We start from the raw sequence: 14353 nt of genomic DNA, 5'->3' as shown, positions 1-14353 counted from the left end.
GATTACTGCCCGCCGCGCGGCGCCTGGATCATCTTCCAGCCGTTGCCGGCGGGATCGCGAAAACCCGCATCCACGCTGCCGTAGCGCTCCACCGGCTCCTGCGTGAATTCCACGCCGCGCGCCTTGAGCCGCGCGTAAGCCGCGCGGCAATCGGCGACCGCGAGCACGAGCGGCGGCATCGCGCCCTTGGCGATCATCGCGCGCAGGGTTTGCGCGGTGGCGTCGTCGTGAATCGGCGGGCCGGGCGCGAACAGCCCCAGCTGGAACGCCGGCTGGTCCGGATGCTGCACCGTGAGCCAGCGATAGTCGCCGTTGCGCACGTCCGTATGAACGCGGAATCCCAGCTTGTCGACGTAGAAATCCAGCGCTGCGTCCTGATCGTCGACATACACGCCCACCACATTGATACCGTCGCTCATGTTTCCTCCTGGGTTGATGAGCGCACTGTAGCCGTGGCCGAACGGCGGCGCTTCTCCAAAACTGCCATCGTCAGATCGGGACGCAGCGCGGCCTTCAGGACACAGGCGGGCACCTGCCGCAGCGGACTGTCTGCGGCGCGCAGCGCGCTGCGCACGGCGCCGGGGCTGCTGCCCTTGATGTCGCGGAACACGCGGCCGAACGTGCCGAGGCTTTCCCAGCCGGTGGCGAAGGCGATCTCGGTAATGCTCAGTTCGGTATCGCGCAGCAGGCTGGTGGCTTGCTCGATGCGCCGCGTCAGCAGATAGCGATGCGGCGGTAGCCCGAACGCGCGCTTGAAGGACCGCGCGAAATGCGCTTCGGAGACGCCGCTCACGTTGGCCAGCCGGGCGACCGGCCAGGCCTCGTGCGAGGCGGCGTCCATGCGGTCCTTCGCGCGCAGCAGGCGGCGCAGCAGGGCGGGGTCTTCGAGCGGAGCGGCGGAGGGAAGCGGGCGAGGTGGCATGAATCCGGAACGGCAGGCAAATTTCGTTTAGTGTAGGCGCGAACGCGGCGTCGTATAAGCATGTGCACGAATCCGTGCGATTCCGCAAGCATGGCATGTGTGCGAAGCAGCGCACGAAGCAGCACCCGCCCGCGTGGCCTCAGGCTGATCCCTGTCCATTCTTCTGTTCACAAGGTGAACGCGATGTCCACGACTTCGAATCCGGCCGCGAAACTCGTCGTCGTTACCGTGCTCGTCGGCGTGGGCGCGGGGCTCGGCGGCATGTTGCTCGCGCTGCTGCTGCATGCGGTGCAGCATGTCGCGTTTGGCTATAGCGTCGATTCGTTGCCCGGCAAGGAAAGCTTCCTTCAAGGCATCAGCAGCGCGTCGCCGCAACGCCGCTTCATCGTCCTGACGCTGTGCGGCGTGATCGGGGGCGGGGGCTGGTGGCTCCTGTATCGCTTCGGCAAGCCGCTCGTCAGCGTCGCGGACGCCATCAAGGCCGACGGTCCGCGCATGCCGCCCGCCAGCACCGTCGCCAATTCGCTTCTGCAGATCGTGACCGTCGCGATGGGCTCGCCGCTCGGCCGCGAGGTTGCGCCGCGCGAAATCGGCGCGCTGTGGGCCGGCTGGCTCGCGCACTACGCGAAGCTCACGCCGGCGCAAGCGCGGATCATGATGGCGTGCGGCGCGGGCGCGGGGCTCGCGGCGGTCTACAACGTGCCGCTCGGCGGCGCGGTGTTCGTGCTGGAAGTGCTGCTCGCCACGTTCGAAGCACGCATCGTCGTCGCCGCGCTGCTGACGTCGGCTATCGGCGCGTTCGTCGCCTGGATCGGACTGGGCGATGCGCAGACTTATCGTCTGCCGGTCTATTCGCTCGATGCGCAGCTGATCGTCTGGGCCGTCGTCACGAGTCCGCTGTTCGGCGCGGCCGCGCGGCTCTTCGTGAAGTTCACCAAGGCGGCGCGCGCGAACGCGGCGCGCGGCACGTCGCTGCCCATGCTGCTGATCCTGAACTTCATGCTCGTCGGCGTGCTCGTCGTCTATTACCCGCAGCTTGCGGGCAACGGCAAGAGCGCCGCCGGGCTGTCCTTCGAGGACCATCTCGGGTCTGCGCTCGCCGGCGTGCTGCTGGTGCTGAAGGTGATCATCGAGGTGAGCTCGCTGCGCGCGGGCGCGCAAGGCGGCTTGATGACGCCGAGCCTGACGAACGGCGCGCTGCTCGGCGTGGTGCTCGGCAGCGTCTGGAATGGGTTCTGGCCGGGCACGCCGCTGGGGGCGTTCGCGGTGATCGGCGCGGCGGCCTTCCTGGCCTCGGCGATGCAGATGCCCCTGACCGCGCTGGTGCTGACGCTCGAGTTCACGAACATCGAGCAGGGCTTCCTGATTCCGCTGGCGCTGGCGATCGCGGGCGCCATGATGACCTTCCGCGCGCTGGGCGAGACGCGTCCGGCGTCGGCGCTTGCGCCTGCGACCGCGCCGGCTCCTGCGCCCGCGCAGGGACTGCACGGGGTGTCGGATTAGGCATGGTGAAGCGCGTTGCGCTCGACCTGGAACACCGACACCGCTTCACGCAGCGACTCAGCCTGTTCGGCGAGCGACTGCGCGGCCGCCGAAGCCTGTTCGACGAGCGCCGCGTTCTGCTGCGTGACTTCGTCCATCTGGGCCACCGCCACATTGACCTGATCGATGCCCGTGCGCTGCTCCCCGGATGCGGCGGCCACTTCGCTCATGATGACCGTCACGCGGTTCACGGAAGCCACCAGTCCTTCGATTGCGCTGCCTGCATGCTCGACGAGCGCCGAGCCGCTGGCCACGCGCGTGGTGGAATCGTCGATGAGGGTCTTGATCTCCTTCGCGGCCACGGCGCTGCGCTGGGCCAGCGCGCGCACCTCGCCGGCGACGACCGCGAAGCCGCGTCCCTGATCGCCGGCGCGGGCGGCTTCCACTGCGGCGTTGAGCGCGAGAATGTTGGTCTGGAAGGCGATGCCCTCGATCACGCCGATGATGTCCGCCATGTGCGACGAGCCCTGCGCGATGCCGCGCATGGTCGCGACGACCTCGTTGACGTTCGCGCCGCCCTGCGTGGCGTCGCCGCACGCCTGGGTGGCGGCGTGCGTGCCCTGGGCGGCGTTGTCGGCATTCTTCGCGACGGTGCTGGCCAGTTCCTCCATGCTCGCTGCGGTTTCTTCGAGCGAAGCCGCCTGCGATTCGGTACGCCGCGACAGATCCACGGTGCCCTGTGCGATCTCGCGCGCCGCGCCGGCAATCGTGATGCTCGACGACTGAATGCCCAGCACGATCGCATTGAGGCGTGCGCGCATGCTTTCGAGCGAGACCATCAGGCTGTCGGGATGACGATGCGCGGTCGCGACCGGCTCGCGCAGATTGCCTTGCGCGATGCGCGCCGCCAGCGCCTTGGCTTCGTCCGGCTCGCCGCCGAGGGCACGGGTCAGCGCGCGTGTGATGAGCAGCGCCGCTGCTGCGCCGCTCAGCGTGGCCAGCACGCCGAGCGCGATCATGATGGCTTTCGCGCGGGCGTAGGCGGCGTCGGCATCGCGATTGGCGCTCGCGTTCTGCTGGTCCTGCAACGCCACCATCTCTTTCGCGGCGTTCATCCAGCTGCGCTGCACGGGACGCAGTTCGTCGATCAGCACACGCGTCGCGCCCTGCTGGTCGCGTGCCTCGGCGAGCGTCACTGCGCGCTCGATGATCGGCGCGGCAGCGGCCGCGTTCGTGCGCAAGGTGTCGAACAGCGCGCGTTCGCGGGCTTCGGTGTGGTCGTTCTGCGCGAAACGCTTGCCGAGCGCGTCGAAGGCTTCCGCATAACCCTGCGCCTGCGTGCGGATGCGTTGCTTCTCGGTTTCGATCGCAGCGATGTCGCTCATCAGCGCGACGTTGCGCAGCGCGATCATGCGGTCGCTGATCGAGAGCGTCAGCGCGTGTGCGAGCCGGGCTTCCTCATTGTTGACTTCGACTACTTCGTCGAAGCGCGCCTGGATCTGCGCCATGCTGAAGAGTCCGTAGGCGAGCACGGCGAGCAGCATCGACAGCACGATGCCAAAGCCCAGACTGAGTTTGGTGACGACCTTCATGTTTTGACTTCTCCGTGGACGGTTTGACGCAGATTTGCGCGCAAGAGCAAATCCTATTCTTTCAAAATGTTTACGGAGAAGATTCGTTTTACTTTAGGCCGTTTGAATTCGCATTCGTCACGCTTTGCGCGGCGGCGAGCGGTGAGCCCATCGCCTGGAACAGCGCGGCCGTGTCGCTCATGCGCGCGCTGCCGGCCCGGATCGCGGTCAGGCGCGCGTTCAACGACTGCTGCTCGCTGCTACGCGCGGCGCGCGGCGGAATGGCGCCGAGCCGCACCCGCGCGAGCGCATCGGCCGAGGCATCGCGCGCCTTGCTGCTCGCGCTGTCCGCGAAGGCGAGCGCCTCGGCGTCGTTTTCCAGCGACGCCAGCGTATCCGCGACGTTGCGGAAGGCCGCCAGCACCGTCTGCTTGTATTGCTCGACGGCGGCGTCGTACGTGGCGATGGCCGCGCGCCGCTGCGCGAACAACGCGCCGCCGTGGAAGATCGGCGCCGACAGCGAAGCGCCGATGCTCCACAACGCGCCCGCGCCGGACAGCGCCGTCGGCCAGCTGAAGCCGCCCCGGCCCATCGATGCCGATATCGACAGGCTCGGGAACAACTGCGCCGTCGCGACGCCCACTTGCGCGGCGGCGGCCTTCAATGCGGCGTCGGCGGCCTGGATGTCGGGGCGCGTCTGCAGCAGCTCCGACGGCAGCACGAGCGGCACGTCGGGCGGCACGGTGAGGCACGCGAGCTCGAGATCGTCGGGAGCCTGGTCGGGCGTGCGGCCGAGCAGCACGGCCAGCGCATGACGGTTCGCGAGCCATTGCGCGCGCAAGCCGGGCAGTTGCGCCGCGAGCGAGGCCGCGTTCTGCTGGGCCGTGAGCATGTCGGCGCGCGACGCCGAACCGAGCGCATAGCGGCGTTCGGTGTCATGGGCGTCGTCGCCCGCGAGCGCGATGAGCCGTTCCGTGATGTCGATCTGCGCATGCAGAGAAGCCGCGCCGAGCGCGCCCGTCACGATGTTCGCCGCGAGCGCGCGCCGTGCGGCGTCGAGCTGGAAGGCCTGCTGATCGACCTGCGCCGCCAGCGACGCGTTCGCGAAGCGCGCTGCGCCGAACAGGTCGAAGGTGTATTGCGCCTGGATCTGTCCGACGAAGAGGTTGTACAGCGCGGTCGGCGGGCCGAAATCGGGGATGGTGAGGGCGCGCTGGCGAGTGGTCTGTGCGCCCGCGTCGATGGACGGCAACAGCGACGAGCCCACCTGTGCGCGCAATTGCTCGCGTGCGGCGACGAGCGTCTTGTCCGCGGCGGCGAGATCCGGGCTGTTGCGCAGGCCTTCATCGACGAGCGCGTTCAGCGTGTCCGAGCGATACGCCTTCCACCACTCGGGCACCGCATGCGCACCGCCGACGAAACGTTGCGATGCGCCCTCGGCGGTGACGGTGGCGTCGGCTTGCGGCTGCGCGCCGTAGTGCGCGGGCGTGGGCATCGCGGGCGGCTTGCCATCCGGGCCGAACGCACAGCCGGCGAGCACGGCGCTCGCGGCGAAGATCAGCGTACGAGTGCGGTTCATGACGAGGCTCCCTCGCGTTCGTCGAGCTTCACGCGGAACCACGCGGCATAGAGCGCGGGCAGGTAGAACAGGGTGAGCACGGTCGCGCTCGTGATGCCGCCCATCAGCGCGGTGGCCATCGGGCCGAAGAAGTTGCTGCGCAGAAGCGGGATCAGCGCGAGCACGGCGGCCGCGGCGGTCAGCGTGATCGGGCGGAAGCGTCGGACCGTTGCGCCGATGATGGCGTCGAATCGCTTGTGGCCGGAGGCGATGTCCTGCTCGATCTGGTCGACGAGGATCACCGAGTTGCGCATGATGATGCCGAACATGGCGATCACGCCGAGCATCGCGACGAAGCCGAACGGCTTGCCGAAGGCCAGCAGCGTGACGACCACGCCGATCAGCCCGAGCGGCGCGGTGAGCACGACCATCATCACGCGCGAGAAGCTCTGCAACTGGATCATCAGCAGCGTCAGCACGACGATCACCATCACCGGAATCTGCGCGTTGATCGACGCCTGGCCCTTGCCGCTTTCCTCCACCGGTCCGCCCACCTCGATGCGATAGCCCACCGGCAGCGCGCGGCGAATGGCATCGAGCTTGCCGTCGATGGCCTTCGTCACGTCAATGCCCTGCGCATTGCCCGTGACATCGGACTGCACGGTCAGGGTCGGCTGCCGGTCGCGTTCCCAGATCACGCCGTATTCGAGCGTATCGACGACGCGCCCCAGCGCGCCCAGTGGCACCGGCCCGTTCGGCGTGGGCATCGCGAGCGTGGCGAGGCGCGCCGGATCCACGCGTTCCGCGCGTGGCGCGCGCAGATCGACGCCGATCAGCTTGTCGCGCTCGCGATACTGCGTGACGGTCGTGCCGCTTTGCGTCATCGCGAGAAAGCTGGCGGTGTCCTGCGACGTGACGCCCGCCGCGCGCGCCTTCTGCTGATCCACTTCGAAGCGCACCGAGCGTTCCGACGGCTCGTCCCAGTCGAACTGGACATTGGTGGTGCGCGTGTCGGCGCGCATGTCGGCGGCGACCTGCTCGGCGATGTGCCGCACCGTGCCGATATCGTCGCCACTGACGCGGAACTGCACCGGATAGCCGACCGGCGGCCCGTTTTCCAGGCGCGACAGACGCGTGCGCACGGCGGGAAAGCGTTCGCGCAGCATCGGATCGAGCCAGCGCGCCAGTTGTTCGCGCGCCTCCACCGACTTCGCCGTGACGACGAATTGCGCGAAGTTCGGCGTCGGCAGTTGCTGGTCGAGCGGCAGGTAGAAGCGCGGCGCGCCGGTGCCGACGAAGCTCACGACATGATCGATTTCCGCGCGGCCCTTCAGCGCGGTTTCGAGGCGCTTCGCTTCGCGCAAGGTGGCGTCGAACGACGCGCCTTCCTGCAGGCGCACGTCGATCAGCAACTCGGGGCGATCCGAGCTCGGGAAGAACTGCTGCGGCACGAGCGTGAAGCCCGCCATCGCGATGACGAACAGCACGACCGTGACGGCCAGCACCACGAAACGCCGCCGCACGCACCAGCCCACCCAGCGGCGCAGGCGGCCATAGAACTTCGTGTCGTAGATGTCGTGTTCGTGATCGTCGGGCAGATGCGCTTCCTTCTTGCGCTCGGGCAACAGCTTGTAGCCCAGCAGCGGAATCAGCACGACTGCCGCGAGCCACGACGCGATCAGCGCAATGGCCGAAACTTCGAAGATCGAACGCGTGTACTCGCCGGTGCTCGACTTGGCGAGCGCTATCGGCAGGAAGCCGGCGACCGTGACGAGGGTGCCGGTCAGCATCGGGAACGCGGTGCTGGTGTAGGCATAGGCCGCCGCTCGCGTGCGGTTCCAGCCCTGCTCGAGCTTCACGGCCATCATCTCGACGGCGATGATCGCGTCGTCCACGAGCAGGCCGAGCGCCAGGATCAGCGTGCCCAGCGACACCTTGTGCAGGCCGATGTCGAACAGATACATGAAGAGCGCGGTGACGGCGAGCACGATGGGAATCGAGATCACGACGACCATGCCCGTGCGCACGCCGAGCGACACCAGGCTCACGATCAGCACGATGATGACCGCTTCCGCGACGGCTTCGAGGAAGTCATCGACGGAATGCGACACCGCATGCGGCATGCTGGAGACTTCGGTGAGCTTCAGGCCCGCGGGTAGTTGCGCACGCAACCTGGTCATCTCGGCATCGAGCGACTTGCCGAGACGCACGACGTCCTCGCCGGGCTGCATCGTCACGCCGATGCCCAGCACCGGCGCACCGGCCGAGCGCATTTGCGTGGCGGGCGGATCCACGTAGCCGCGCGTGATCTTCGCGATGTCGCCGAGCCGGAACGAGCGGCCATTCACGGCGATGAGCGTATCGGCGAGCGCGTCGATGCTCTTGAACTGGCCGCTCGGGCGCACGAACACGCGGTCGTTCGGCGTGTTCATCACGCCGGCGGGCGCGACGGCGTTCTGTCCGTCGATGGCCTGCGCGATCTGCTGCGGCGAAAGGGACAGGCGCGTGAGCGTCGTGTTGGGACTCTCGATATAGATGCGTTCTTCCTGGTCGCCGAAATAATCCACCTTCGCGACACCCGGCACGCGCAACAGCACGGTGCGCAGCGAATCGGCGTAGTCGTGCAGTTGCGCGGGCGAGAAGCCGTCGCCTTCGAGCGCGAAGATGTTGGTGTAGACGTCGCCGAACTCGTCGTTGAAGAACGGGCCCTGCACGCCGGGCGGCAGCGTCGCGGCGATATCGCCGACCTTCTTGCGGATCTGATACCACTCTTCCGGCACGTCCTTCGCGGGCGCCGAGTCCTTCATCTGGAAGAACAGCAGCGATTCGCCCGGGCGCGAGTAGCTGCGCATGAAGTCCGTGTACGGCGTCTCCTGCAGCTTGCGCGCGATGCGGTCGGTCACTTCTTCCTGCACCTGACGCGCGGTTGCGCCCGGCCAGAAGGTGCGGATGACCATCACGCGGAACGTGAACGGCGGGTCTTCCGACTGCGCGAGGCGCGTGTACGAAAGGATGCCGAAGATCGTCGCCATCGCGATCAGGAAGATCACCAGCGCGCGATGCCGCAGCGCCCATGCCGACAGGTTGAAGCGGCCTTCCTCGTGACGCTGCGCGGCGTCTTCGCCGGACGTGGAATCGCGCGCGCTCATGAAGCGAAGTCCTCGGGATGCAAGGGCGCGACCACGCGCACCTTTTCGCCCGCCGAGACGGTATGCACGCCTTGCCACACGACGCGGTCTCCCGCCTGGAGGCCGCTCGCCACCGTCACGGTGCGCTCGCCGAAGCGCGCGATTTCCACGCGCCGCAGTTCGAGTGCGTCGCCGGGTTTCGTCACGACCCATACGCCAGGGTGGCCGTTGTCGTGGAACAGGGCCGTCGACGGCAGCGTGAACGCGCCGCCGGCCGTCTGCACCGGGGTGAACGCGATGTCGGCCGTCATGCCGAGCCGGACTTCGGGCGTCGGCGCTTCGAGCGTGAGCTTCGCGCGCCAGGTGTGGCTCTGCGTGTCGGCGGCCGGGGAGAGTTCGCGCACGCGCGCCTTGAAGGTGCGCGCGGGAAGGGCGGTGAGCTTCACGTCCGCTTCATGACCGACCGCGAAGGCGCCGAGCGAAGACTCGGGCACGTCGCAGATCACGTCGATGTCGCCGCTCCATGCCAGCGTGTAGACGGCCTGACCCGCGTTGACGTTCTGGCCGGTGTCGGCTTGCTCGGCGGTGATGACGCCGGCGTGATCGGCGGCGAGCGTCGCATAGCGCAGCTGGTCGCCGGCAAGCGCGGCCTGCTGCTGCGCCTGATTGCGCTGCGCCAGCGCCGACGCATAGGCGTTCTGCGTCTGTTCGAGCTGCGCGGGCGCGATCAGGTTTTCGGCGGCCTGGGCGCGGTCGCGGTCGAGCTGCTGCTGGGCGTAGACGAGTTGATGCGAGGCGGCGTCGAGTTGCGCGCGAGCGCTGGCGCTGTTCTTTTCGACATCGGCGGGATCGAGTCGGGCGACGGTCTGTCCCGCCTTCACCGTATCGCCGATGCGCACGCGCCGCTCGAGAATCTTGCCGTTGATGCGAAAGGACAGCGGCGTCGAATAACGCGCCTGCACTTGACCGGGCAGCGTGGCAAGCGGTGCAGCGTTATCCGCTTTGGCTTCGACCGCGACAACGGGGCGGGGCGCGGGCGCGGCAGCCTCATGGCGCTGACAGGCGGCGAGCGCGACGCAGAGGGTCGTGCAGATGATCGGAATGGCTGCCGCGCGCGAGAAGGCTGGCGTGGTCAAGGAAAAGCGCTTCACAGGAACCTCGGCGCCCGTCGGGGCATGAGTGCGCGCGTGCCGCAACGAACGAAGCGCGCCGCTTGGTGGCGAAGCAAAAACCGGAAAGAGCCGCTGAAACCGGGGATGTCCGTGAGACCTGGCGCGACGGATGGCTTATTCCATGCGTCTGTCAGGCCCGCCCGCAAAGGGCTTCGGTCATTCCGAAAAGAAACTGCGGTGGATTCTAATACACACCTGTATCCGAATGCAAAGCAGAATGTGCAAGCTGGCCGATGCTACACTTCGGCCCATGAAACCCGTACGACTGACCCGTGAACAGAGCCGTGACCAGACGCGCCAGCGTTTGCTCGACGCTGCGCAAGCCGTTTTCATGAGGAAGGGTTTCGGCGCGGCGAGCGTCGAGGACGTGGCCGCCGAGGCGGGCTATACGCGTGGCGCGTTCTATTCGAACTTCGACAGCAAGGCGCAGTTGCTGCTCGAAGTGCTCAAGCGCGATCACGACACGACCATGGAGCACCTCTCGACCATCTTCGAGGACGGCGAGGCCTCGCGCGCTGATCTCGAAGCGCGCGTGCTCCAGTACTACAGCGAGTGTTACCAGGACAATGCCTGCTTCCTGCTGTGGGTCGAGGCGAAGCTGCACGCGAGCCGCGACGCCGCTTTTCGCACCAGCTTCAACGCGCTGATGCGTGAGCTCAGGCAGACCACGACGGACTATATCGAGGCGTTTTCAGAGCGGGTGGGCACGCCGTTGAGCATGCCCGCCGGGCAAATGGCGCTCGGGCTGATTGCCTTGTGCGACGGCGTGCAATTCTTCTATTCGTCGGATCCGCAATCCGTGCCGGCGGAGTTTGCCCAAAGCGTGCTCGGGCATTTCTTCCGGCGCGTCGCGCTGAATGGCGGCACGGAATAACGCCATAACTTTGCAGCGGGCTTTCGCCTTCAATTCGCATCCGCGCAGCCTGCCATTCCGATAAGTGGCTGATTTACCACGAGGGTAATCATCGACAGTATCCGTACTGCTGATGGACGTATCATCGGAACCCGAGTGCGGGATCCCATTCTCAGCCTTACAGGCATTCGATGACACGCGTTATCCGGAACATCTGGATTGCCGGCGTCGTGATGATCGCCAGCAGTCTGGTTTCAGCCAATGAGCAGGCCCGCTTGTTTCCTCTGGAACGAGCCGCCGCAGGCATGGTGTTCTTTCCTTATCCGGCCGTGGTTTCAACGGCCGGCGTGCGCACCGTTCGAACCGTGCATGCACGCTTCTCATATGGGGTTTCCGAGAAACATGCAGGCACGGCGCCCTTGTCCGGCGCCGGTGTCAGTCTCGCCGATCCGAATACGGCGGATCGGCAATATCCGCAGGCATTGCCTGCCTATTCGCTCGGCAATTCCGGTAAAACGCGTAGCGATTTCGCCAGCGATGAAGACGACTGGCATTTTCAGGCCAATCCGCAACTCGGCGTGAATCACGAGCACGAGAAAGGATTGACCTTCCTGATGCGCCGGGGTTTCTGATTCTCTTCATTCCCGGGGTCAATCTTCCTGAAAGAAGCGGCTATTTGCCGCGCGCTTCGGCATAGCGCCGCGCAACCTCGGGCCAGTTGATCACGTTATAGAAAGCCGCGATGTATTCCGGCCGGCGATTCTCGTATTTCAGGTAATAGGCGTGCTCCCAGACGTCGAGGCCGAGAATCGGCTTATTGCCCGATGCGATGCTGCTCATCAGCGGATTGTCCTGATTCGCCGTGCTGCTGACCGCGAGCTTGCCTTGCTTGTCGACTTCGAGCCACGCCCAGCCGCTGCCGAAGCGCGTCAGCGCGGCCTTCGTGAACGCATCCTTGAAGGCATCGAAACCGCCCAGATCCGAGTCGATCGCCCGGGCCAGTTCGCCGTCCGGCTGGCCGCCACCCTCCGGCGACATCACGGTCCAGAACAGGCTGTGATTCGCATGGCCGCCGCCGTTGTTGCGCACGGGCGCGCGCAGCGCTTCGGGCAACGCATCGATATTCACGATCAGGCTCTCGACCGGCTCGTCCTTGCGGTCGGACTTCTCCAGCGCCGCGTTGAGGTTGTTCACGTAAGTCTGGTGATGCTTCGTGTGATGGACCTCCATCGTGCGGGCGTCGATGTTCGGTTCCAGTGCGTCGAAGGCATAAGGCAGGGGAGGCAGGGTGTAAGGCATCGAATGCTCCTTTCGGTTCGAAGTGGGGATCAGTGCCGCGCGGTGTGGCTGGGGTGAAGCGCGGCGTCGCCGTCGGCGATGGCGTGTGCAATGAGCGGATGCGGCCCGTGACGGGCGAGATGGCGAATCAGCGCGACATAGGTTTCGCGGCTGTGGCGCAAGGCGGCCTGGCGCAGCGTTGCGGGCCGGTCGGCGGCTTGCGTCAGTGCGATCAGGGTCGCGTGCGCGCGGCACAACCAGGGCGCCGCGCGATCGGGTGCGCCCTGCGCGACATGCAGGTCCGCGAGATTGTGATGCGCGACGACCAGCGCGGCGAGGCAATCGTCGGCGCGGCCGGCGGGCGGCGCGTCGATCAGCCGAAGCGCGATCGACAACGCCCGCTCATAACCGGCGAGCGCCAGTGCGGCGCGTCCGTCGCGTTCGTCCTGGACGGCCTGACGCATTTCGGCTTCCCACAACGCGAGGGTCGGCTGGCAGGGAACGGACGTGTCCGATGAGAGGTCGGCAATCTGCTGATGCATGGCGAGGGCTCCTGTTCCATCGCCCTTTGCGTCGACCTGGCGTCTGCGTACTCGGGTGAGTCAATGATAACCATTATCATTTGGCCTTGCCAACCCCGTTCCCGACGTGGACATACGCGCGGCTTTGGCCTCTACTGGAGCGGTGTCCACAAGACGGGGAAGGCATCTTGGCCAGCGCATCCACCGAAAGCCACGAACTCCGCGAACGCCCGCATGCGGTCGCGGCGCAGGCGAGTCCTTGCGACGAAGGCATCATCCGCGTGCAGCCGTGCGCCAACGACGCGCCGTGTACCCGCAAGCGGCTCGCCTTGTCCGCGACGATTCTCGGTTCGAGCATGGCGTTCATCGACGGCTCGGTCGTGAACGTCGCCTTGCCGTCGATCCAGAGCGAACTGGGCGCGAGCATCGCGGCGATGCAGTGGGTCGTGAACGCCTACCTGCTGTTTCTCGGCGCGCTCGTGCTGGTCGGCGGATCGCTGGGCGACAAGCTCGGACGGCGCACGATCTTCGTCGCCGGCATTGCGCTGTTCACGGCGGCGTCGGCGGCGTGCGGCTTCGCGCCGGACACCGGCTGGCTCATCGCGGCGCGCGCGGTGCAGGGCATCGGCGCGGCGCTGCTGGTGCCGAGCAGCCTCGCGATCATCGGCGCGGTGTTCGACGGCGCCGAGCGCGGCCGGGCCATCGGCACGTGGGCGGGCGTGGGGGCGATCACGTCGTCGGTGGGACCGGCGGCGGGCGGCTGGCTCGTCGATGCGTTCTCCTGGCGCGCCATCTTCTTCCTCAACGTGCCGCTGGCCGCCGTGACGATCCTGCTGGCGCTGCTCTCGGTGCCCGACAGCCGGAAGGCCGACGCGCCGTCGACGCTGGACTGGCCCGGAGCGGTGAGCGCCGCCGCCGGACTTGCTGCACTGACCTACGGGCTGACCGAAGCGCCTGCGCACGGTTTCGGCGCTGCGCGGGTGCTCGGCATGATCGGCACGGGCGTGCTGTTGCTTGCCGTGTTCCTGGTCATCGAGGCCAGGAGCCGCGATCCGATGATTCCCCTCGACATCTTCCATTCCCGCGACTTCACCGGCGCCAACGTGGTCACCTTGCTGCTGTATTTCGGGCTGGGCGGGGTGCTGTTCTTCCTGCCGTTCACGCTGATTCGCGCTTATGGATTCAACGCGGCACAGGCCGGGGCTGCGCTCCTGCCGATGCCGCTCATCATCGGCCTGCTGTCGCGCTTCACAGGTGGACTGACGGGCCGGCACGGCGCGCGGGCGCTGCTTACCGTGGGGCCGGGCATCGCCGGCATCGGGTTCGTGATGCTGGCGCTGCGTGTCGCGCCGGCCAGCTATTGGCTGGGGTTCCTTCCGGCACTCGTGGTCCTCGGCCTCGGCATGACAATCACCGTCGCGCCGCTGACGACGACCGTGATGGCGTCGGTTCCGGGCGCGCGCGCGGGCATTGCTTCAGGCATCAACAACGCGGTGGCGCGCGTGGCGGGCCTGCTGGCGATTGCCGTGCTGGGCATTGCGTTTGTATGGTCGCGCGACGCCGTGTTGCGCGTCGGCGGCGCGGAGGCCGGCGCCATTGCCGCAGGCCTGCGTGCCGTTGCGTTGCTCTCCGCGCTGTGCGCATTCGCGGCATCCGGCGTTGCGGCGGCAACGATACGAAAACACGCTTGAATGCGCCGGGTCGACGTGATTTAGCAGAGTCGAACGGCGAGAACAATAGGCGGTTTCCGACCACTGCGTAAATTGTGTGGGATAACGAAATGACATACAACCACCCGGTGTTTTGAGAGTTTTCACGAAGTTGAACGCTCAACTTCAACCTTACAATGGCTTCACATTCCTGATGTT

The 14353-nt window shown here is 66.8% G+C and carries 12 protein-coding genes; 4 read left to right on the top strand and 8 right to left on the bottom strand.

Going from position 1 to position 14353, the window contains the following annotated elements:
• Nucleotides 1-2 precede the first annotated feature (2 nt).
• Nucleotides 3-419: a VOC family protein gene (locus QCE64_RS32750; RefSeq protein WP_309926884.1), complete on the bottom strand. Its 417-nt coding sequence runs from the start codon at nucleotides 417-419 to the stop codon at nucleotides 3-5.
• Entirely contained in the window at nucleotides 416-922 is a 507-nt protein-coding gene (locus QCE64_RS32745) for an AraC family transcriptional regulator (RefSeq protein WP_309926883.1), read from the bottom strand. The genes QCE64_RS32750 and QCE64_RS32745 overlap by 4 nt, the downstream gene beginning before the upstream one ends.
• A 183-nt stretch (nucleotides 923-1105) precedes the next feature.
• Here QCE64_RS32745 and QCE64_RS32740 point away from each other — a divergent pair, with 183 nt between their 5' ends.
• A complete protein-coding gene (locus QCE64_RS32740) occupies nucleotides 1106-2425 on the top strand; it encodes a chloride channel protein (RefSeq protein WP_310008302.1) in 1320 nt (439 codons plus the stop codon).
• Here QCE64_RS32740 and QCE64_RS32735 read toward each other — a convergent pair.
• From QCE64_RS32735 to QCE64_RS32720, 4 genes are all read right to left on the bottom strand, one after another.
• On the bottom strand, nucleotides 2422-3996 hold the full coding sequence (locus tag QCE64_RS32735) for a methyl-accepting chemotaxis protein (protein ID WP_310008300.1): 1575 nt from the start codon (nucleotides 3994-3996) through the stop codon (nucleotides 2422-2424). The genes QCE64_RS32740 and QCE64_RS32735 overlap by 4 nt on opposite strands.
• An 88-nt stretch (nucleotides 3997-4084) precedes the next feature.
• A complete protein-coding gene (locus QCE64_RS32730) occupies nucleotides 4085-5554 on the bottom strand; it encodes an efflux transporter outer membrane subunit (protein WP_310008299.1) in 1470 nt (489 codons plus the stop codon).
• Entirely contained in the window at nucleotides 5551-8682 is a 3132-nt protein-coding gene (locus QCE64_RS32725; RefSeq protein ID WP_310008296.1) for an efflux RND transporter permease subunit, read from the bottom strand. Before QCE64_RS32725 ends, QCE64_RS32730 begins: the two co-directional genes overlap by 4 nt.
• A complete protein-coding gene (locus QCE64_RS32720; RefSeq protein ID WP_310008295.1) occupies nucleotides 8679-9797 on the bottom strand; it encodes an efflux RND transporter periplasmic adaptor subunit in 1119 nt (372 codons plus the stop codon). The genes QCE64_RS32725 and QCE64_RS32720 overlap by 4 nt, the downstream gene beginning before the upstream one ends.
• A gap of 286 nt (nucleotides 9798-10083) precedes the next feature.
• Here QCE64_RS32720 and QCE64_RS32715 point away from each other — a divergent pair, with 286 nt between their 5' ends.
• Both QCE64_RS32715 and QCE64_RS32710 read left to right on the top strand, forming a co-directional pair.
• The gene (locus QCE64_RS32715; RefSeq protein ID WP_309820841.1) at nucleotides 10084-10707 is read left to right on the top strand and encodes a TetR/AcrR family transcriptional regulator; all 624 of its coding nucleotides are present in this window, start codon (nucleotides 10084-10086) and stop codon (nucleotides 10705-10707) included.
• A 212-nt stretch (nucleotides 10708-10919) separates the two neighbouring features.
• Nucleotides 10920-11318 (top strand): hypothetical protein, encoded by a 399-nt coding sequence (locus tag QCE64_RS32710; protein ID WP_310008639.1) that lies wholly within the window; start codon nucleotides 10920-10922, stop codon nucleotides 11316-11318.
• Between the two features lie 40 nt (nucleotides 11319-11358).
• On the opposite strand, the gene QCE64_RS32705 is transcribed toward QCE64_RS32710, so the two are convergent.
• Together QCE64_RS32705 and QCE64_RS32700 are read right to left on the bottom strand one after the other, a co-directional pair.
• Nucleotides 11359-11985 (bottom strand): superoxide dismutase, encoded by a 627-nt coding sequence (locus QCE64_RS32705; protein WP_310008293.1) that lies wholly within the window; start codon nucleotides 11983-11985, stop codon nucleotides 11359-11361.
• A gap of 29 nt (nucleotides 11986-12014) precedes the next feature.
• Nucleotides 12015-12506, bottom strand: coding sequence for a hypothetical protein (locus QCE64_RS32700; RefSeq protein WP_310008291.1), 492 nt, complete (start codon nucleotides 12504-12506; stop codon nucleotides 12015-12017).
• 167 nt (nucleotides 12507-12673) lie between these two features.
• Here QCE64_RS32700 and QCE64_RS32695 point away from each other — a divergent pair, with 167 nt between their 5' ends.
• Entirely contained in the window at nucleotides 12674-14176 is a 1503-nt protein-coding gene (locus QCE64_RS32695; RefSeq protein WP_310008289.1) for an MFS transporter, read from the top strand.
• The last annotated feature ends 177 nt before the right edge of the window (nucleotides 14177-14353 follow it).

Source organism: Caballeronia sp. LZ043 (assembly GCF_031451075.1).
Lineage (GTDB): Bacteria > Pseudomonadota > Gammaproteobacteria > Burkholderiales > Burkholderiaceae > Caballeronia.
The sequence above is the reverse complement of the archived record's forward strand: the minus strand, read 5'-3'. Positions and strand labels throughout refer to the sequence as shown.